We start from the raw sequence: 18,389 nt of genomic DNA on the forward strand, positions 1-18,389 counted from the left end.
GCCCGGCGCAGTGCCCTCGTTCGCAGTGCGGTGCTTGCAGGATGCCGGCTGATCTCCGTGTCCTGGAGACGCCGTCGGCCGGCACCCGTGTTCGGGTGCCGGCCGGCGGTCCCCCTTGTGGTGGAAGGTCTGTGTCAGCTGTTCCAGTGCTCGGCGACGAGGTCGGCGGCCTGCTGCTCCCACTGGGCGTAGTGGTCGGGGTAGGCCGACACCTGCACCGTCTGCGCCGCCTTCGTCAGCGGCATGTCCTGCCACCCGTCGACCTGCTTGAGACCCTTCAGGAACGCCATGGTCGAGTACTCCGGGTCGGTGATCTGCTCCACCGTGCCCCACCCACTCGACGGGCGCTGCTGGAACAGGCCCTGCGAGTCATGGTCGTTGCGCTCACCCAGATGACCCAGGTTCTCCAGCTTCGACTCCTGCAACGCCGTCGCGATCGCCACCACAGCGGCACGCTCGTCCATCCCGGCCTTCTTCGTCGCCGCGACGATCGCCTTCACGTTACCGACCTGCTCGTCCGACAGATCGATCCGCGACTGCGCACCCTGCACACCGTGCGGAACCAGCTTGCCCTTGTCCACGCCCGGCTTGTCAGCCTGCACCGCCACGGTCACGGGCGTGCCCTCGACCGGCGAGGCGTGAGCGGCAGCCGGACCGGCGAACACACCACCGACAACAGCCAGACCAGCAATACCCAGAACGCTCTTACGCATGATCGTGTTCACGATGGGCTCCATTCGGGGGGAAGGCACCCGCACGACTACCGAGGGGGATCGAAACGCGGGTGCAAGCACCGTCCGGCGCTCAAGGAAGCTCAAGGGGAAAAGATCAGACCGACCAGGATCTCGCCGGGGCGGGGGACGCCCTCGCGTCGGCCGGACCATGTCCAACGACCGCCGGCCCGCCGTCATTCCGGGCCCGGCACCCCCACCCGCAGGCGGAACGTGCCCTCACTCGGCCGTACGCAGGGTGTAACGACCCCGACCCCGCCACGATTCCGCACCCACGATGCCCCCGGCCACACCCCGAAACCGGACAACCGACCCGACACCCGACACCGTCGACCAACAGCCACCAGAGGACGGCGGCGCACCCGGGAGCGTGGGCCGACCGGAGCATCGGCGTGCAGGCGGGCGTCTCGCATCCCGGCCGCCGGCCAGGCCGCTCCACCTGCTGTCGGTGCAGCGCTGGTCGAGCCCCTCACCACAGCGGTCACACCGTGCGACGCTGTCGAGCTGCCCGCACAGACGGGGGCACACCGCCGCCCGTCGCAGGGGGCCGGCACTGGCACGGGCGGCGGCAGCGCTGGACGGGCGGCGGATTCGGGTGGCGCAGACGCGACCGGCCGGCCCCGAGCGGGGCCGGCCGGTCGTCATGACGATGCGGTGGTCACCGATCGTCATGCGGCTGTCACCAGAGCTGCGCGACGATGTCCGCCGCCTGCTCCTCCCACTGCGCGTACGCGAACGGGTAGGCCGAGACCTGCACCGTCTGCGCGGCGGTGGTCAGCGGTAGGTCCTGCCAGCCGCCGACGTTCTTGAGCGCCTCGAAGAACGCCCGCGACGAGTACTCCGGATCGGTGATCTGGTCGGGCGAGCCCCAACCCGACGACGGGCGCTGCTGGAACAGGCCCTGCGAGTCGTGGTCGTTGTACGCGCCCAGGTGGCCGAGGTTGTAGAGCTTCGACTCCTGCAGCGAGGTCGCGATGCCGATGACGGCTCCTCGCTTGCCCACGCCGGTCTCCTTGGCCTCCTCGACGATGGCCTTGGCGTTCGCGAGCTGCGCGTCGTCGAGCGGGACGCGCGACTGGGCGCCCTGCACGCCGTGCGGGATCAACTCGTTCCGGCTGGGCTTGTCAGCGGGCTTGTCCGTCGTGCCGCCGGTGGTCAGGGCCGACTCCTCGCCGGGAGCGGGCTGGGTCCGGCCGGTGGCCTGCTCGATCGCGGCCACGGCACCCTCGTGCGGCCCGCTCGTCACCGGTGCGGCCACAGCCGTCGGCCCGAAGGCCAGGCCACCGAGGGCGGCGACACCCGCCACGCTCAGCGCGATCTTACGATTCGGGTCCTTCGAGTCCTTCGCGATGGCCGGGAGCCACCGAGTGAAGTCGTACTTCACGATGGTTGCCCTTTCGGTCAGGCGAAGCGCTCCTGGCTGAGCGCTCCTCGGGGGAACTGCCCGCGCCGGAGAGGTTTCGGTTCCGGCGATACGGGGGACACAACCAGGTCGCCCTGTCGGTCATTCCGGATATGGACCGGTGACGGCAAGCTGCGGTCTCCGTCACTCGACACCGGGGGCACCGAACGCGCGCCGCCCGTCGTCGACCCAAGGCGACAGATAGGGCGAATCCGAGGCCCCACAGCCTGCTGCCTCCGGTCGGCCGGCGAGCGCGCCGGGGTGGCAGCCCGTCCGGGCCGGGGTGACCGCCCGGCGACCGCAGGTCTTCCGCCCGCCGTCGCTCTCGCCTGGCAGAGCGCGCTACTTCGTGCGAACTGCGGCCTTCGGGGAAGCCGAGGGCGCAGTTTCCGGGAAGTTGTCCGGATCTTGGCCGTCGAGGCATGCGGCGGTCAGCGCATGCGGCGGTCGGGGCAGGGCTCCCGGTCGGCTCGCGCGGCGGTCGGGTCGGCTCTTACGGCGGTCGGGTCGGCTCGTGGTCAGGTCGCGCGGGGGGCGCCGAACCGGACGAGGACGTGCCAGAGCTGTTTGAGGTGCTGGAGCGTGACCTCGGCCGGCCCTCGATCGGCCCACCGGGAGGGCTCGGTGGCCAGGGACGCCGCCGCGCGCCCGATCAGGGCGGCGTCGATCGGGTCTCCCGGCCGGGCGAACTCCGCGTGCACCCGGGCGGCCAGCGGCGGGATGGCCGGCCCCCGGAAGTCGGGGTCGATCCCGTCGACGGGAAGCTCGAAGCCGGCGTGCCAGTGCAGGGCGACCCCGTGGCGTCGGGCGAGCGCGTCGAGCGTCTCGCCGGTCTCGGTGCCCTGGAACGACGGGTCCGCGACCACCATCTCCACGTCCCGGGCCAGGCTCAGCTCGCCGTGGATCTGCGCCTCGATGTAGTCGTCGAGGGCGCGGCCCGCCGCGCCGGGGGCGGCGGCGAGGTCCTCGCGGCGGCGCAGCAGCGACTGGACCAGGGTCACCACGTCCCCCGGCACGCCGAGGCTGACCCCGGTGCCGTCGGTCGCCGCGAGCAGGGCCGCGAGCACCGGCTCGAAGACGTCGATCGTGCCCAGGTCGCGGGGGCCCAGGTGACTGTCGCCGAAGCAGAACGTCGCCCGCGCCAGCACCTCCGGGCGCAGCCGCAGATGGCAGGAGCCGAACCGGGGGCAGGCACCGTCCGGGTGGTCGAGGAGGTTCAGGCCGCCGTACTTCGGGCGGTCCATCGGCAGCACGCCGGGTGCCTGGTAGGCGCCGCCGAAGAGTGACTCCTCCCAGCGGTCCCGGTCGCCGCCGGGAAATGCGGTCAGCCCGCCGTTGGAGATACCGGTCTCGAACTGGCTGCGGTAGACGCCCTCGGCGTCGAGTGCGGCGGCGACGGTACGCCCGTCGGCGAGGAGCCGGTCGGGGTGGAAGTTGAGGGTGAGACGGCCGTGCCGGCCGATGGCCTCGATCAGCCGCTCCGGCCGGTGTGTCACGCCGGAGCCGGCGAGCGCGCGGGCGACGGCGGCCAGGGCGGCGGGACGATCCCGCAACGCCGTCGCGCGGACGTGCTCGATCGCCGCGCGCTGGGCGGGGGTGAGTGCCGCGTGGAGGGCGGCCGGGCTGGCGGTGGGCTGCACGGTGACGGATCATTCCTCGGCGCGGGACGGAACGCATCTCGTTTCCTGTGCGAACGGCATCGCGGGTGGAGCGCCCCCGAACCGCCTGCCCCGCCCGCCTCCACCGCCGGCGTCGGGGCTAGTCCTCGCGGGCCCGGTCGGTGCCGAAGCCGTCGAGCGCGGTCCGCTCGTCCGCGTCGAGCAGCTCCTGGAAGAGCGTGATCTGCAGGCCGGCGGGGGCGTCGAGGCGGGAGTTGAGCGACTGCCAGGGCGTCACCGTCGGCGGGGCGATCTCGGTGGCGCCGGCGGAGACCAGGCGTCGGGTGGCGGACCGGCTGTCGTCCACCTCGAAGGCCACCCTGATCCTCGGAGCCACCTGCCGCCCCACCTCGACCTCGTCGATCATGCGCTTCTGCGCCGGGTTGGCGATCTCCAGCGTTGCCCGGCCGGCGTCGAGGATCACCACCCGGGCGTCCCCCTCCCCGGAGAACGCGGCCTGCTCGGGCAGGCCCAGCGCGTCACGGAAGAAGGTCACGGCCGCCTCGTAGTCCTCGGCCTCCACGACCAGGCGAAGCTGGCGTACGGCGGGCGGACGGGCGTCGTCGTGCGTCGTCATGCCGACGCAGCCTAGTCGGGCGCCTCGGGCCGGCTGTCGACGGTTCACCCGTTGGTCCGGCACCAGGACAGAGGATTACAGTGGGTGGGCCGACCGGAAGGCAATGAATTGACTGTTGGTGCGGCGGTCGACCGGGGGATGGGGATGCCGGGCGATCGCCTCTGCTGGGCCCGTGACGAGGCCGACGCCCTGGATGGCGTCGGCTGTTCCGTCGTGTCCGCCGCCCGACGCGGTCGGTCCGCCGTCCGCGCCGTTCGTCCACGGGTCGTGGCGGTGCGGCCGGCTGTCGCCCGGGGTGCGGCGCGGCTTCAGCCCGTCGGTCCGCGTTCGGTGCGGGCCGGCCGTGCCCCGGTCGCGCGTCGCCCGACCACTGCGGTCCGGCGCACCGTCTTCCTCCCCGGGCGACCGGGATGACCCCCGGGCCGAACGGGGCGGCCGACGCGTTCGTGCACGAGGGCCTCTTCTACCGCGACCCGGACGAACTGCTGGCGGGCACGGTGCCGTTCGTCACCGGTGGGCTCACCGCCGGGGAACCGGTGCTGGTCGCCATGCCCGGCGCGAACCTGGGACTGGTCCGCGACGCGGTCGGCGACGCCGACGGGGTGCGGTGGGCGGACATGGGCGAGGCCGGGCGCAACCCGGGCCGGATCATCCCGTGGGTGTTGCAGGCGTTCATCGACCGCCATGCCGGGCGGCGGGTACGGATCATCGGCGAGCCGATCTGGGCCGGGCGCAGCGACACCGAGTATCCGGCCTGCGCCCAGCACGAGGCACTGATCAACATGGCGTTCGCCGGGCGCGAGGCCACCATCCTGTGCCCGTACGACGTGGCGGGCCTCGACGACGACGTCCTCGCCGACGCGTACGCGACGCATCCGGTGCTGGTCGACGACGCCGGGCGACGGCCCAGCCCGGCCTACGCGCCGGCGGACGTGGTCGCCCGCTACAACCTTCCGCTGCCGGCGCCGGCGGAGCCCGTCGCGGCGCTGGCCTACCGGTTCGAGACGCTGCCCGCGGTGCGCGCGTTCGTCGCCGGCCACGGCCAGGTCGCCGGGCTGGACGAGGACCGGGTGGACGACCTGCAGATCGCCGTGACCGAGCTGGCCACGAACAGCGTCGCGCACGCCGGCGGCGGCGGCGTGCTGCGGGTGTGGCGCACCGCCGAGCACCTGGTCTGCGAGATTCGTGACGACGGCTGGCTGGCCGACCCGCTCGCCGGCCGGTTGACCCCGGCGGCCGACGGTGTCGGCGGGCGCGGCCTGGTGATCGTGCAGGCGCTGTGCGACCTGGTCCGGGTGCACAGCACCGCCGCCGGGACGACGGTGCGCCTGCACATGCGTCGCCCCGGCTGACCGGCGCCGCCCCTTCCCCGCCGGGCCGAGCCCTCTCAGTGCCCTCGGGCCAGCCACTCGTCCAGGTGCGGGGCCTCCGCGCCGATCGTCGTGCTGTCGCCGTGCCCGGTGTGCACCACCGTCTGCGCCGCAAGGGTGAGCAGCCGGTCCCGGATGGAGGCGACGATCGTGCCGAAGTCGCTGTACGAGCGCCCGGTGGCGCCCGGCCCGCCCGCGAAGAGGGTGTCACCGGTGAAGACCGCGCCGAGCGCCGGCGCGTGGAAGCTGCACGCGCCGGGGCTGTGCCCGGGGGTGTGCAGGACGGTGAGCGTGATTCCGGCGACCTCCACGTCCTGCCCGTCCCGCAGGTCGCCGCCGGGCGCCTCGTCGGGGTGCACCATGTCCCACAGCACCCGGTCGGCGGGATGCAGCAGCACCGGCGCGCCGGTGGCCCGCGCCAGTGCGGGGGCCACCCGCACGTGGTCGTCGTGGGCGTGGGTGGCGAGGATGGCCCGTACCCGCCGGTCGCCGACGGCGGCCAGAATCGCGTCGACGTCGTGCGGGGCGTCGACGACGACGCACTCGGTGTCGTCGCCGACCACCCAGACGTTGTTGTCGACGTGGAAGGTCTGCCCGTCGAGGGAGAACGTGCCGGAGGTGACGGCGTGGTCGACGCGGGCCGCCATCAGAAGACCACCACCGAGCGGAGCACGTCGCCGCGGTGCATCCGGGCGAACGCCTCCTCCACCTGGTCCAGCGCGATCTCCTCGGTGACGAAGGCGTCCAGGTCGAGCCGGCCCTGCAGGTAGAGCTCGGTCAGCATCGGGAAGTCGCGGCTGGGCAGGCAGTCGCCGTACCAGCTGGACTTGAGCGAGCCGCCGCGACCGAAGACGTCCAGCAGCGGCACCTCGACGGTCATCTCCGGCGTCGGCACGCCCACCAGCACCACCGTGCCGGCCAGGTCGCGGGCGTAGAACGCCTGCTTCCAGGTCTCGGGCCGACCGACCGCGTCGATCACCACGTCGGCGCCGAAGCCGCCGGTGGCGGCGCGGATCGCCTCGACCGGGTCGTCCTCGCGGGCGTTGACCGTGTGGGTGGCGCCGAACTTCCGCGCCCAGTCGAGCTTGCGGGGGTCGGTGTCCACCGCGACGATCGTCGTCGCGCCGGCCAGCACCGCGCCGGCGACGGCCGCGTCCCCGACGCCGCCGCAGCCGATCACGGCCACGGAGTCGCCCCGGGTGACGCCGCCGGTGTTCATCGCCGCGCCGAGACCGGCCATCACGCCGCAGCCGAGCAGCCCGACGGCGGCGGGGCGGGCGGCCGGGTCCACCTTCGTGCACTGGCCGGCGTGCACCAGCGTCTTCTCGGCGAAGGCGCCGATGCCCAGGGCCGGGGCCAACTCCGTGCCGTCGGTGAGGGTCATCTTGTTGGCCGCGTTGTGGGTGGCGAAGCAGTACCAGGGGCGGCCCCGCCGGCAGGCGCGGCACACCCCGCAGACCGCCCGCCAGTTGAGCACCACGAAGTCGCCCGGCGCGACCGAGTCGACGCCGGCGCCGACCTGCTCGACGATGCCGGCGGCCTCGTGCCCGAGCAGGAAGGGGTAGTCGTCGTTGATGCCGCCCTCCCGGTAGTGCAGGTCGGTGTGGCAGACCCCGCACGACTGGATCCGCACGACCGCCTCGCCCGGCCCGGGGTCGGGCACCACGATCGTGGTCACCTCGACCGGCGCGCCCTTGCTGCGGGAGATGACTCCCCGGACCTGCTGGCTCACGGTCTCCTCCTGCTCCACGCCGGCGCGTCGCGCCGCCGTCGTCGGGTGCGCTGCCGCGGCACCGTCGCTGACGTCCCCGGCGAACCTACCGCCGATCGTCCCGCACGTCCCAGCACCGCTCGCGGCGGTTGGCGCCGCCCACGCGGGGTAGGCGGGGGCACGGTTCGACAGTCGGACGGGAGAGCGCCATGAAGTTCAGCCATCTGCCGCTGCGGGTCAGCGTCGGCGCGTTCATCCTCAACTCAGGCCTGGGCAAGCGGAGCCTGGAGGGGGAGGCGGCGCAGGGCATGCACGCCATGGCCGTGGGCGCGGTCCCCCAGCTCGGCCAGCTCGAGCCCGACCGGTTCGCCCGGCTGCTCTCCCGGGCGGAGATCGCCCTGGGCGCCGCGCTGCTCGCGCCGTTCGTGCCGTCGGCGCTGGTGGGCCTGGGGCTGTCCGCCTTCGGCGCGGGGCTGGTGCAGCTCTACCTCAGGACGCCGGGGATGCGGGAGCCGGGCAGCCTGAAGCCCACCCAGCAGGGCACCGGCCTGGCCAAGGACGTGTGGCTGCTCGGGGCCGGCCTGACCCTGGTGCTGGACGACCTGACCCACCGCCGCCGCTGGGGCTGCTGACGCCAGCGCCGGGCCGCGCCTGACACGCCGGTCGGGTCGTTGTCGCCGCCCGCCGGCACCTCGTGGCGGCGGGCGGGTGCGCGGCGCGCCGGCCGGGTCCGTCGCGCGGGGGCGGCGGGCCGGGGTTCAGCGCGGATCGGGGGTACGCTCGCGCGCCGCCGCCGCCCGCCGGGTGGCGTTGCGGTAGCGCAGGACCTGCACCGTGCCGAGCGCCCAGAGGGCGTACTGGACGGCGAAGGCCCAGCGGAAGGCGGCCAGGTCGGGGGCGGCCCGACCGGCCGGCGTGGCCAGGTCGAGCACGACGCCGACGGCCAGCACCAGCAGGATCGCGGCCACGAAGCCGCCGACGTTGACGACGCCGGTGGCGCTGCCGATCCGGTGGACCGGGTTGGCGGTGCGCGCGTAGTCGAATCCGATCATGGAGCCGGGGCCGTTGAGCGCGAGCGCCAGCACCAGCGCGACGAGCAGCCAGCCCGGTGACCGTCCCGGCCACGCCAGCACGACGGCCCAGACCGCGGCGGTGGCGCCGGTGACGGCGAAGACCAGCACCGACCGGTGGAACGGGTACCGGGCGCACAGGTGGGCGACCACCGGCCCCGACAGGAAGGTCGCCACGGTCATCAGGGTGAGCAGCGACGCGGCGGCCGTCGGGCTCAGCCCCTGCCCCTGGACCAGGAAGGGGTATCCCCAGAGCAGGGCGAACACCGCGCCGGAGAACTGGGTCACGAAGTGCGTCCACAGCCCCAGCCGGGTGCCCGGCTGCGCCCAGGCGGCGCGCAGCTCCCGGCCGACGACGGCGAGGCGGGGCGCCGGACCGGTCGCGGTCTCCCGGTGCGGGGTGTCCCGGACGACCACGACGACCGTCAGCACCACCGTCGCCCCCACCGCCGCGGCGGTGAGGAAGGCGGGGGTCCAGCCCGCGCGGTGCAGCAACGCCACCAGCGGCACGGCGCCGAGGATCGCCCCCAACTGGCCGAACGTCCCGGTGAGCTGGGTCATCAGCGGGTTGCGCCGCCCTGGGAACCAGAACGCGACGATCCGCAGCACGCTGATGAAGGTCATCGCGTCGCCGAGCCCGACCAGGACGCGGGCGGCGATGGCGAGGCGCACGTCGGTGGCGAGGGCGAAGCAGAGCTGGCCGGCGACCATCAGCACGCCGCCGGCGACGAGCAGCCGGCGGGAGCCGAACCGGTCGAGCAGCACGCCGACCGGCACCTGCATCAGCGCGTACACGGCGAGCTGGGCGACGGAGAAGGTGGCCAGCACCGAGGCGTTGATCTGGAAGCGGTCCGCCGCGTCGACGCCGGTGACGCCGAGCGAGCTGCGGTGGAACACCGCGGCCACGTACGCGCTCACCGCCACGCCCCAGACCAGCGCGGCGGCCCGGCGCGGCGCGACCGGGGCGGGCGCCGGAACGCTGAGCACGCTCACCGCAGCGCCCGCAGCACGTGCGCGGCCTTGTCGATGTGCGCGGCGACGGCGGCGAGCCAGCGCCGCGGGTCGTCGGAGTCGAGCGCGGCCAGCTGGTCGGCGTGCTCGGCCAGCGCGGTCTCGGCCCAGCCGGGCGAGAGCCGGAAGCTGGCCTCTCCCATCCGCAGTTGCCGGTCGCGCAGCCGCTGGTACAGCTCGGCGAGGATCTCGTTGCCGGCCGCGTCGACCACTGTGGCGTGGAACGCCCGGTCGGCCTCCATCAGCGCGGTCAGGTCGCCGGCGGCGTGCGCGGCGCGCATCTCGGCCAGCCGGGCGGCGAGGTGGTCCCGCAGCTCCCGCCGCCGGGGCCAGACCCGCTCGGCCGCGTGCAGCTCGACCAGCCGCCGTGCCTCGATCACGTCGGTGACCTCGCGGGCGGAGACCGGGCGGATCAGCGCGCCCCGCTTGGGGTAGAGCTTGACGAGCCCTTCGGCCTCCAGGCGCAGCAGCGCCTCGCGTACCGGGGTGCGGGACACCCCGGTGGCCTCGGCGATCTCCCCCTCGGTCACCAGCGACCCGCCCGGGTGGATCTGCTCCAGGATCGCCCGCTTGAGGTGGCGGTAGGCGCGGTCGGCGGCCGACGGCGCGGTCGTCCGGCCGGCGGTGGCCCGGCCCGGCGAGGAGGGATGCGTCATGTATCTATGATGCGTTTCCGGCGTGGTGGCTGTTCGTCGCCCCGGCCGGCGGTGGCGCGCGCCACGCCGGCGCTGGGCCCGGGTGGCCCCGGCGACGTCAGCGCGGGCGGAGGGTCAGCAGCCCGTCGGGGTCGACGCCGGCGGCGGCGAACGGCGGGCCGAAGCCGCCCAGCAGGTCGGCCAGCCAGCGGGCCTCCCCCGGCGCGGCCCGCTCCAGCCGCATCCGGCGCATCCGCACCGGGGCCGCGCGCAGCCGCCGCAGCGCCCCGGTCGCCGCGTCGAGGACGGGCAACCAGAGCAGCCGCAGCTCGGGCCGGTACGACTCCTGCCCGCCGATCCCCTCGTAGTCGTCGACCAGATCGCCGCAGCCGTAGAGGATCAGGCGGTCGCGGTGGACCTCGACCGGGCGCGGGTGGTGCGACGAGTGGCCGTGCACCACGTCCACGCCGGCGTCGACCAGCCGGTGGGCGAAGTCGACGTGCCCGGGCGGCACCTCGTACCCCCAGTTGGAGCCCCAGTGCACGGAGACCAGGACCCGGTCGCCGGGCCCGGCCACGGCGGCGATCCGCCCGGCCAGCGCGTCCGCCGACGCGGCCGACACCTCCGGCAGGTACGCCACCCCCGGCGCGTCGGCGGCGGCCGCCCAGGCCGGGGGCACGCCGCTGGACGGCGCGGCGACCGACCAGACCAGCAGGCGGCGGCCGCCTGCGAGAGGCACCCGGGCGGGCTCCCAGGCCGACCCGGCGTCCCGCCCGGCGCCGGCGGTGGCGATGCCGGCGCCGGCCAGCGCGTCGAGGGTGTCGGCGAGCCCGACCGGCCCGAAGTCGAGGCTGTGGTTGTTCGCCAGCGCGCAGACGTCCAGCCGGGCCGCGGTGAGGCAGGGCAGGTTCCCCGGGTGCATCCGGTAGTGGACGGCCTTGGCCGGGGCGTGCTCGCCCTGGCCGGTCACCGCGGTCTCCAGGTTGACCACCCGCACGTCGGGGCGCAGCGCGTCGAGCAGGTCGAGCGCCTCGCCCCACGGCCAGTGCGCCGGCGCGGGGCGCGGGACGGGGCCGGCGGCGGCCTCGGCCAGGTCGACGTAGCCGCGCGCGTCCCGGACGGCCGGCTCGCGCAGCTCGGACGGGCCCGGTGCGGGCAGGATCGCGTCCACGCCCCGGCCGGTCATCACGTCGCCGCCGAGGAAGAGCGCCAGGTCGGGCATGCGGGGCGCTTTCCCCGTCGGGCCGCCCACTCACCTGAAAACGGTGGCCCGTCGGGGCGTGGGCGGCCCGGTTCGGGTAGCAGCGCCGCCATGACGGTTATGGTGGCGACCCGCAACCGGCGGGACCAGCTGCTGGAGACGCCGGGCCGGCACGCCGGCCGGGTGATCGTGGTGGACAACGGCTCCGACTACGCCGAGCGGGTGGTCGCCCACCACCTGCCGCCGCCCGCCGGGCGGGACCGGCGGGCGCGGCTCTGGGCGGAGGCGCTCAGCGCCACGAGGTGACCCGGGTGGGGCCGGCGGGCCGGCTGCCGGGGCGGACGGGACCCGCCCGCCCGGCACGGGCCGACCGTCGAACGGGCCGACCGTCAACCGGCCTCCGCTACCGCCGGCCGGGTCGCGGCGGGCCCGGCGCCGCCGTCCGCCGACGCGTCGCCGGCGGCGGCCCCCGCCGTCGACCAGAAGTCGACGAGCATGCGGTGGAACTCGTCGGCGCACTCGATCTGCGGCATGTGCCCGCAGTCGCGGAACAGGTGGGTGCGGGCACTGGGCAGGCGGGCCCGGGCGGCGTCCAGGTGCGTCGCCGGGAGGATGAGGTCCCTGTCGCCCCAGACGACGAAGGTGGGGATGTCGAGGCGTTCCACCTCGCCCAGCAGGTCCTCCCGCCACTGTGGGCTGACGCCCCGGAAGGTGCCGAGGTGGTGGGCGGTCTCCAGCATCACCCGGGCCGTGTAGGGCAGGCGGGCGATCTCCAGCGCGTGCGCGACGCGGTCGGCGGTGGCGAAGGCCGGGTCGTGGAAGAGCGACAGCACGACGCGGCGGGCGGCCCACCGGCTGGGCCGCAGCATCAGCCGGCCCAGCGGACGCAGCGCGAGCAGCCGGAGCGCCATGGTCACCTCCCGGCCGAAGCCGGCGCTGTTGACCAGCGTCAGGGTGGCGACCCGGCCCGGCTCGGACGCCGCGAGGCGCATGGCGACCGCCCCGCCGAGGGAGTTGCCAACCAGGTGCGCCGGGCGGTCGACGCCGACGACGTCGAGGTAGCGGCCGACGAACTCCGCCAGGGCCGGCAGGGTGTGCGGCCGGGCCATCGGCAGCGACCCGCCGTGGCCGGGCAGGTCGACGCTGTGCACCCGGAACCGGTCGGCGAGCCGCTCGTGCAGCTCGGTGAAGTCACGCAGGCTGCGACCGATGCCGTGCAGCAGCACCACCGGCGGCCCGTCGCCGTCGACGCGGTGGCACACCCGCCGGCCGTCGACGGTGACGTGCCGGGGCCGGTGCGCGGCCGGGGCGGTCACGCCGGCTCCCCGGCCGGGTCGGCCGCGGGGGCGGGCTCGGGTTGCCGTTGCGTCGGGGGCGGCGCGGCCGTGGCGCGGCGGGCGGGGCCGCCCGCCATCCGGTTGAGCCCGAAGGCGAGGATCCGGGGGTACGCCGCCGGCGCCACCCGGGCCAGCAGGTCGGGCAGCTTCGCCGACCAGCCGATCAGCACCCGGCCCCGGCGGCGCTCCACCCCGCGCAGGATCACCTCGGCGGCCCTGGCGGGGTCGATCGTGAGCAGCTTCTCGAACTGCCGGCGGCCGGTCTCGAACTCCTGGTGGGAGACGCCGCTGCCCACGCGTGCGTTCTGCGCGATGCGGGTGCGGATGCCGCCCGGATGCACCGACGTCACCCCGATCCCGTCCTCGGCCAGTTCCTGGCGCAGCGCCTCGGTGAAGCCCCGGACGGCGAACTTGCTGGCCGAGTAGGCGGTCTGGCCCGCCGGGGCGATTATCCCGAAGAGGCTGGAGACGTTGACCAGGTGCGCGCCGGGCTCCGCCCGCAGGGTGGGCAGCAGCGCGTGGGTCAGCTGCACCACGGCCCGGAAGTTGACGTCGACGACCCAGCTGAACTCGTCGAGGGTCACCTGGTCGAACCGGCCGCCCAGGGCCACCCCGGCGTTGTTGACCAGCAGCCGGACCGCCGGGTGCCGCTGCCGCAGCTCCTCGGCCACCCGCGCGGTGGCGGCGGCGTCGGCCAGGTCGTCCAGGTAGGTGGTGAGCTGCCGGTCGGGGTGCGCGGCGCGGACGGCCGCCACGACGGCGTCGAGCCGCCCCGCGTCCCGGTCGAGCAGCACCAGGTCGCTGCCCCGGCGGGCCAGCCCGTGGGCGAGGGCCTCGCCGATCCCGCTGGCCGCGCCCGTGACGACGGCCGTGCCGCCCGTGAAGACGAACCTACGCACGGACGGTCCTCCTTTCCGGTGTGCCGGCGTGGGAGAACCGCACGCCTTCGTCGCTGAGTCGGCCGTGCCGCATCAGCAGCACGTCCCGGGGATAGTTCTGGTGCAGCCGCCAGGGCGCCCGCGCACCCTGCTTGGGCAGCGCGTCGACGCTGCGCAGCACGTACCCGGCGGTCAGGTCGATGATCGGCGACAGCTCGCCGTCGGGCGGCGGAAGCGGGGTGACGACCTGCCGGCCGGTGCGGTCGAGGTGGCGCAGCAGCCGGCAGACGTAGCCGGCGACCAGGTCGGCCTTGAGCGTCCACGAGGCGTTGGTGTAGCCGATGGTCATCGCGAAGTTCGGCACCCCGGAGAGCATCATGCCCTTGTAGGCGACGGTGCCGGCCAGGTCGACCTCGGCGCCGTCCACGGTCAGGGTCATGCCGCCGAGGGCGAGCAGGTTGAGCCCGGTGGCGGTGACCACGACGTCCGCCGCCAGCTCCGCGCCGGAGGCGAGCCGGATGCCGTTCTCGGTGAAGGTGTCGACGGTGTCGGTGACCACCGACGCCCGGCCCGTCCGCAACGCCGTGAACAGGTCGCCGTCGGGCACCACGCACAGCCGCTGGTCCCAGGGGTCGTAGCGGGGCGAGAAGTGCCGGTCGACGTCGTAGCCGGCCGGCAGCCGACCCCGCACGGCGCGCAGCAGCAGGCGCTTGACCAGGGCGGGGGCGCGCCGGCTGAGCTGGAAGTTGGCGGTGCCGAGCAGGACGTTCTTCCAGCGCACGACCGGATACGCGGCCTTCGCCGGCAGCCAGCGCCGCAGCGCGTCGGCGAGTACGTCGCGCGACGGCAGCGCCAGGACGTACGTGGGCGAACGCTGGAGCATGGTGACGTGGGCCGCCCGCTCGGCCATCGCCGGCACCAGGGTCACCGCGGTGGCGCCGCTGCCGATCACCACCACCCGCTTGCCGGTGTGGTCGAGGTCCTCGGGCCAGTGCTGCGGGTGCACGATCCGCCCGGCGTACCGCTCCGTGCCGGGAAACCGCGGGGTGTGGCCGGCGTCGTAGCGGTAGTAGCCCGAGCAGGTGAACAGGAACGAGCAGGTCAGCTCGACCGTCTCGCCGGTGTCGTCGCGGTGGGCGCGCACCGTCCAGCGGGCCCGCTCGCTGTCCCACTCGGCGCGCACGACGCGGTGCCGGAAGCGGATGTGGTCGGTGACGCCGTATTCCCGGGCGGTGCGGCGGACGTAGTCGCGGATGGCGTCGCCGTCGGCGATGGCCTTCGGGTCCGTCCACGGCCGGAACGAGTAGCCGAGGGTGAACATGTCGGAGTCGGACCGGACGCCGGGGTAGCGGAACAGGTCCCAGGTGCCGGCGATCGCGTCGCGGGCCTCCAGCACCGCGTACGTCTTCTCCGGACACTCGCGGCGCAGGTGGCAGGCGGCGCCGATGCCGGACAGGCCGGCGCCGACGATGAGCACGTCGACATGGTCGGTCGCCATCCCGCCTCCCGTCCGCCGTGTGACACCGGACACTATCCACGGCCGTCGACGCCAGTCAACACCCTGTCGAGTGCCATCGACAGGGTGTCGATCCGGTGTAGAGTCACCGGCCATGACGCAGGCCCGTACGGCCGCCGGGAACGCCACCGCCCGCGGACGGCGCGCGGGGCGCTCGGCCGGGGACGAACGTGAGCTGGCCATCCTCGCCACCGCCGAGCGGCTCCTGCGGCAGCGGGCCGTCGCCGACATCTCGGTCGACGACCTGGCGCGCGGCGCCGGCATCTCCCGGCCCACCTTCTACTTCTACTTCCCGTCGAAGGACGCGGTGCTGCTGACGCTGCTCGACCGGGTCACCGAGGAGGCCGACGCCGCGGCCGGGGACGTGCTGGAGCGGCTGGCCGAGGACCCGCGGGCGCGGTGGCGGGAGCTGATCCACCGGTTCCACGAGACGTTCGGCGCGCACCGGGCGGTGGTGCTGGCCTGTGCCCAGGTGCGCGGCACCAACGCCGAGGTGCGCCGGCTCTGGGCGAGCGTCCTGGAACGCTGGGTGCACGCCATCGAGACGGCCGTCGAGGCCGAGCGCCGCCGGGGCGCGGCCCCCGACGGCGTGCCGGCCCGCGACCTGGCCATCGCGCTGAACTCGATGAACGAGCGCGTCTGGTACGCCACGTTCGCCGGCGACGGGCCGGCCGTGGCCGAGCGGGACGTGGTCGACGTGCTGCTCGACGTCTGGCTGGCGGCGATCTACCGCAGCACCGCTCCCCCGCCGGCGTGACCCGCCGTCGGCCGGGCCCGGCCGGCTTCGGCGGCCCGGTCAGCCGGCCCGATCGGCTTCGGCGGCCCGGTCAGCCGGCCGGCGCCCGGCTGAACTCCATGACCCAGTTGGTCTCCCAGGTGCGCTCCCCGTCGGTGGAGAACGCCTGTTCCCAGCGGCACGACGTGGGGGTGATCGCGGTCCAGACGAACCGGCACCGCACCGGGCGGCCCTCGTCGACGTCGTCGGCGAAGAACGTGCCGGTCCCGTCGACGAACCGGCCCACCACCGGCGGCAGCTCCAGCACGCCACGCCGGCTGTTCATCCAGTAGATCGACCAGGTGCCGGCCGCCGGGTCGAAGATCCGCACGGTGGCGCCGGAGAAGCCCCGCGTCGGAAAGGTGATCTCGTCGAAGCTGCCGGCGCCGCCGAAGAAGGTGCCGGCCACGGAGACCCCGGGGAACTCGTCCCAGTCGTCGCTGCCGACGTGCCGCTCGCGCAGGCGTCGGTTGGTCACGTCCCAGGTGCCGACGAGGAAGTCGAAGTCGCCCATCAGCGTCCCACCGGCCCCTCGGGGCGGGTGTCGGCGAGCCAGCCGGCCAGGTCCGGGCGCTGCGGGGCCAGCACGTGCCGGGCCCAGGCCGCCCGCTCATGCTCCAGCACGGCCAGCTCCCAGACGCAGCCCGCCCACGGGCGGTTCAGCTCCACGAAGCGCGTCGGGTCGTCGTCCGGGCAGTCCAGGGCGGGCTGGCCGGCCGCCGCGATCCGGATCTCGACGACGTTGTCCCAGACCCAGCTGTACGCCAGCAGGTACGCCCCCGTGTCGGCGCCCCGGTGCAGCACGACCCAGCCGGCCGCCGGGGTGTCGTCGCCGGCGCGGTCCGGCAGCAGGCGGGGCAGCACCACGTACGCGGCCCGCTCCACCTCCGGGGCGATCCGCCGCTGCGGCTGGTCGACGTGGTAGCGCTTGAGTTGCCGGCCGGCGACCGTGAGAGGCCCCGGCACCCGCAGTTCCTTGTCGTGAAATGCCATGCCGGGACGGTACGGACGCTCCCCTGACAGCTAGTGTCAGCGAAGTGCGGGCCAGTCGACTCATCTCCCTGCTGATGCTGCTCCAGGCGCACGGGCGGATGACCGCCGCGCAGCTCGCCGAGCGGCTGGAGGTGTCCACCCGCACCGTCTACCGCGACGTCGAGGCACTGCACACCGCCGGCATCCCGCTCTACGGCGAGGCCGGGCACGCGGGCGGCTACCGGCTCGTCGAGGGCTGGCGGACGCGGCTGACCGGGCTGACCGCGCAGGAGGCGGAGCGGCTCTTCCTCGCCGGCCTGCCCGGGCCCGCCGCCGAGCTGGGCTACGGGGCGGCCGTGGCCGCGCTCCAGCTCAAGCTGCACGCCGCCCTGCCACCCGAGCTGGCCGACCGCGCCGCACGGATCCAGGAACGCTTCCACCTGGACACCCCCAACTGGTACGCCGACGGCGACACCTCGCCGCACCTGCCCGACGTGGCCGAGGCGGTCTGGCGGCAGCGGCGGATCGCGGTGCGCTACCGCAGCTGGGCCGGGGAGGTCGACCGGGTGCTGGAGCCCTACGGCCTGGTCCTCAAGGGCGGCCGGTGGTACGCGGTCGCCGGCCGGCCCGGGCGCGACGAGCCCGCCACCTACCGGGTCAACCAGGTCCTGTCGCTGACCACGTCGGACGAGGAGTTCACCCGGCCGGCCGGGTTCGACCTGCCCGCGTGGTGGCGCGAGCACGTGGCGCGGTTCCGGGCCCACCTGCACCGCGACGACGCCACCGTCCGGCTCTCCCCGCGCGGCCGGGAACGGCTGCGGGAGGTCGCCAGCGAGCTGGTGGCGGCCTCCGCCGAGCGGACCGCCGGGCCGCCCGACGACGCCGGCTGGGTGACCGCCGTCATCCCGATCGAGTCGCTCACCCACGCCCACGGCGACCTGCTGCGGCTCGGCGCCGACGTGGAGGTGCTGGCCCCGGCCGCGCTGCGCGAGCGGCTCGCCGCCACCGCCGCCGACCTCGCCGCCCTGTACGCCCCGCGCCCCGTTCCCGAGGTGTCCCCGCCGCCGCCGTGACCGCCCGTCCACGCCCGGCGGCCCGACGTCGGCGCGCCGGAAAGCCCGGCCCGGCCCCGCCTCGACGGCAATCCGACACCCTGCGGCGACACTCCGACCACTCGGCGTATTGCCTGCCGGTCGGTGCGGTCGTTGAGTGGGCAGGGGAAGGCTTCGACCACCGCGTCAGCGGACCGGGAGGCGATCGTGGGGCTCATCCAGATCGAGGGCACGGCCGAGGTGCTGCGCGGGCTGCGCGGCGTGGCGGGGCTCGACCTGATCGACCCGAGCGCCGCGGCACTGGGCGGGGACCGCTACCGCATCTCGGCGTACGCGCCGGAGGAACTGATCCCCGAACTGCAGGCGCGCGGCGCCCAGGTGCGGGTGATGATGTCGACCGGTCAGTTCGACGCCTTCCATGCCGAGGTCGCACGGCACCTCGCCCCACCACCGGAGTCGTCGGCCCCGCCGGAGAGCGCCGGGGAGCGCTGAG

Annotated in this window: 20 protein-coding genes; 6 read left to right on the forward strand and 14 right to left on the reverse strand. The window is 74.9% G+C overall.

All coding sequences use genetic code 11. The features are described from left to right. Positions 1 to 134: 134 nt before the first annotated feature. The 4 genes from GA0070606_RS31465 to GA0070606_RS31480 all read right to left on the reverse strand — a co-directional run bounded on the left by GA0070606_RS31465 (position 135) and on the right by GA0070606_RS31480 (position 4,368). Positions 135 to 725, reverse strand: a complete 591-nt coding sequence (locus GA0070606_RS31465) for a hypothetical protein (protein WP_091108471.1) — start codon at positions 723 to 725, stop codon at positions 135 to 137. Positions 726 to 1,410: 685 nt separating this feature from the next. Further along, positions 1,411 to 2,115, reverse strand: coding sequence for a hypothetical protein (locus GA0070606_RS31470; protein WP_091106998.1), 705 nt, complete (start codon positions 2,113 to 2,115; stop codon positions 1,411 to 1,413). 536 nt (positions 2,116 to 2,651) lie between these two features. Next, positions 2,652 to 3,773, reverse strand: a complete 1,122-nt coding sequence (locus tag GA0070606_RS31475) for a DUF3626 domain-containing protein (protein WP_091107000.1) — start codon at positions 3,771 to 3,773, stop codon at positions 2,652 to 2,654. 118 nt (positions 3,774 to 3,891) lie between these two features. Next, entirely contained in the window at positions 3,892 to 4,368 is a 477-nt protein-coding gene (locus GA0070606_RS31480; protein ID WP_091107002.1) for a VOC family protein, read from the reverse strand. 410 nt (positions 4,369 to 4,778) lie between these two features. Here GA0070606_RS31480 and GA0070606_RS31485 point away from each other — a divergent pair, with 410 nt between their 5' ends. After that, positions 4,779 to 5,720: a sensor histidine kinase gene (locus GA0070606_RS31485; RefSeq protein ID WP_091107004.1), complete on the forward strand. Its 942-nt coding sequence runs from the start codon at positions 4,779 to 4,781 to the stop codon at positions 5,718 to 5,720. Between the two features lie 35 nt (positions 5,721 to 5,755). On the opposite strand, the gene GA0070606_RS31490 is transcribed toward GA0070606_RS31485, so the two are convergent. Together GA0070606_RS31490 and GA0070606_RS31495 are read right to left on the reverse strand one after the other, a co-directional pair. Continuing rightward, entirely contained in the window at positions 5,756 to 6,385 is a 630-nt protein-coding gene (locus tag GA0070606_RS31490) for an MBL fold metallo-hydrolase (protein WP_091107006.1), read from the reverse strand. Next, positions 6,385 to 7,470 (reverse strand): S-(hydroxymethyl)mycothiol dehydrogenase, encoded by a 1,086-nt coding sequence (locus tag GA0070606_RS31495; protein ID WP_091108473.1) that lies wholly within the window; start codon positions 7,468 to 7,470, stop codon positions 6,385 to 6,387. Before GA0070606_RS31495 ends, GA0070606_RS31490 begins: the two co-directional genes overlap by 1 nt. Before the next feature lie 188 nt (positions 7,471 to 7,658). On the opposite strand from GA0070606_RS31495, the gene GA0070606_RS31500 reads away from it, so the two are divergent. Next, positions 7,659 to 8,081 carry a hypothetical protein gene (locus tag GA0070606_RS31500; RefSeq protein ID WP_091107009.1) on the forward strand — a complete coding sequence of 141 codons (423 nt, stop codon included), beginning with the start codon at positions 7,659 to 7,661 and terminating at the stop codon, positions 8,079 to 8,081. A gap of 126 nt (positions 8,082 to 8,207) precedes the next feature. Here the strand turns inward: GA0070606_RS31500 and GA0070606_RS31505 are convergent, their stop codons facing one another. The 3 genes from GA0070606_RS31505 to GA0070606_RS31515 form a co-directional block, all read right to left on the reverse strand. Further along, positions 8,208 to 9,512 (reverse strand): MFS transporter, encoded by a 1,305-nt coding sequence (locus GA0070606_RS31505; protein WP_245724505.1) that lies wholly within the window; start codon positions 9,510 to 9,512, stop codon positions 8,208 to 8,210. Then, the gene (locus GA0070606_RS31510; protein ID WP_091094509.1) at positions 9,509 to 10,186 is read right to left on the reverse strand and encodes a GntR family transcriptional regulator; all 678 of its coding nucleotides are present in this window, start codon (positions 10,184 to 10,186) and stop codon (positions 9,509 to 9,511) included. The genes GA0070606_RS31505 and GA0070606_RS31510 overlap by 4 nt, the downstream gene beginning before the upstream one ends. Before the next feature lie 97 nt (positions 10,187 to 10,283). Next, positions 10,284 to 11,387, reverse strand: a complete 1,104-nt coding sequence (locus GA0070606_RS31515; protein ID WP_091094510.1) for a CapA family protein — start codon at positions 11,385 to 11,387, stop codon at positions 10,284 to 10,286. A 90-nt stretch (positions 11,388 to 11,477) separates the two neighbouring features. On the opposite strand from GA0070606_RS31515, the gene GA0070606_RS31520 reads away from it, so the two are divergent. Then, positions 11,478 to 11,672 (forward strand): hypothetical protein, encoded by a 195-nt coding sequence (locus GA0070606_RS31520; RefSeq protein ID WP_141721479.1) that lies wholly within the window; start codon positions 11,478 to 11,480, stop codon positions 11,670 to 11,672. Between the two features lie 83 nt (positions 11,673 to 11,755). On the opposite strand, the gene GA0070606_RS31525 is transcribed toward GA0070606_RS31520, so the two are convergent. The 3 genes from GA0070606_RS31525 to GA0070606_RS31535 are packed head-to-tail and all read right to left on the reverse strand — an operon-like array spanning position 11,756 to position 15,079. Continuing rightward, entirely contained in the window at positions 11,756 to 12,682 is a 927-nt protein-coding gene (locus GA0070606_RS31525) for an alpha/beta fold hydrolase (protein WP_091107012.1), read from the reverse strand. After that, positions 12,679 to 13,602, reverse strand: coding sequence for an SDR family NAD(P)-dependent oxidoreductase (locus GA0070606_RS31530; protein WP_091107014.1), 924 nt, complete (start codon positions 13,600 to 13,602; stop codon positions 12,679 to 12,681). Before GA0070606_RS31530 ends, GA0070606_RS31525 begins: the two co-directional genes overlap by 4 nt. Beyond that, a complete protein-coding gene (locus GA0070606_RS31535) occupies positions 13,595 to 15,079 on the reverse strand; it encodes a flavin-containing monooxygenase (RefSeq protein ID WP_091107016.1) in 1,485 nt (494 codons plus the stop codon). The genes GA0070606_RS31530 and GA0070606_RS31535 overlap by 8 nt, the downstream gene beginning before the upstream one ends. 112 nt (positions 15,080 to 15,191) lie before the next feature. On the opposite strand from GA0070606_RS31535, the gene GA0070606_RS31540 reads away from it, so the two are divergent. Further along, entirely contained in the window at positions 15,192 to 15,854 is a 663-nt protein-coding gene (locus GA0070606_RS31540) for a TetR/AcrR family transcriptional regulator (protein WP_091107018.1), read from the forward strand. 70 nt (positions 15,855 to 15,924) lie between these two features. Here GA0070606_RS31540 and GA0070606_RS31545 read toward each other — a convergent pair whose 3' ends face one another. Both GA0070606_RS31545 and GA0070606_RS31550 read right to left on the reverse strand, forming a co-directional pair. Beyond that, positions 15,925 to 16,386 carry a hypothetical protein gene (locus GA0070606_RS31545; protein ID WP_091107020.1) on the reverse strand — a complete coding sequence of 154 codons (462 nt, stop codon included), beginning with the start codon at positions 16,384 to 16,386 and terminating at the stop codon, positions 15,925 to 15,927. Then, on the reverse strand, positions 16,386 to 16,865 hold the full coding sequence (locus GA0070606_RS31550) for a hypothetical protein (RefSeq protein ID WP_091107022.1): 480 nt from the start codon (positions 16,863 to 16,865) through the stop codon (positions 16,386 to 16,388). The genes GA0070606_RS31545 and GA0070606_RS31550 overlap by 1 nt, the downstream gene beginning before the upstream one ends. Before the next feature lie 44 nt (positions 16,866 to 16,909). Between GA0070606_RS31550 and GA0070606_RS31555 the strand changes: the two genes are divergently transcribed. Then, the gene (locus GA0070606_RS31555; RefSeq protein WP_091107023.1) at positions 16,910 to 17,917 is read left to right on the forward strand and encodes a helix-turn-helix transcriptional regulator; all 1,008 of its coding nucleotides are present in this window, start codon (positions 16,910 to 16,912) and stop codon (positions 17,915 to 17,917) included. Positions 17,918 to 18,103: 186 nt separating this feature from the next. After that, positions 18,104 to 18,388 carry a hypothetical protein gene (locus GA0070606_RS31560; protein WP_091107026.1) on the forward strand — a complete coding sequence of 95 codons (285 nt, stop codon included), beginning with the start codon at positions 18,104 to 18,106 and terminating at the stop codon, positions 18,386 to 18,388. The last annotated feature ends 1 nt before the right edge of the window (position 18,389 follow it).

This window comes from Micromonospora citrea (genome assembly GCF_900090315.1).
GTDB lineage: Bacteria > Actinomycetota > Actinomycetes > Mycobacteriales > Micromonosporaceae > Micromonospora > Micromonospora citrea.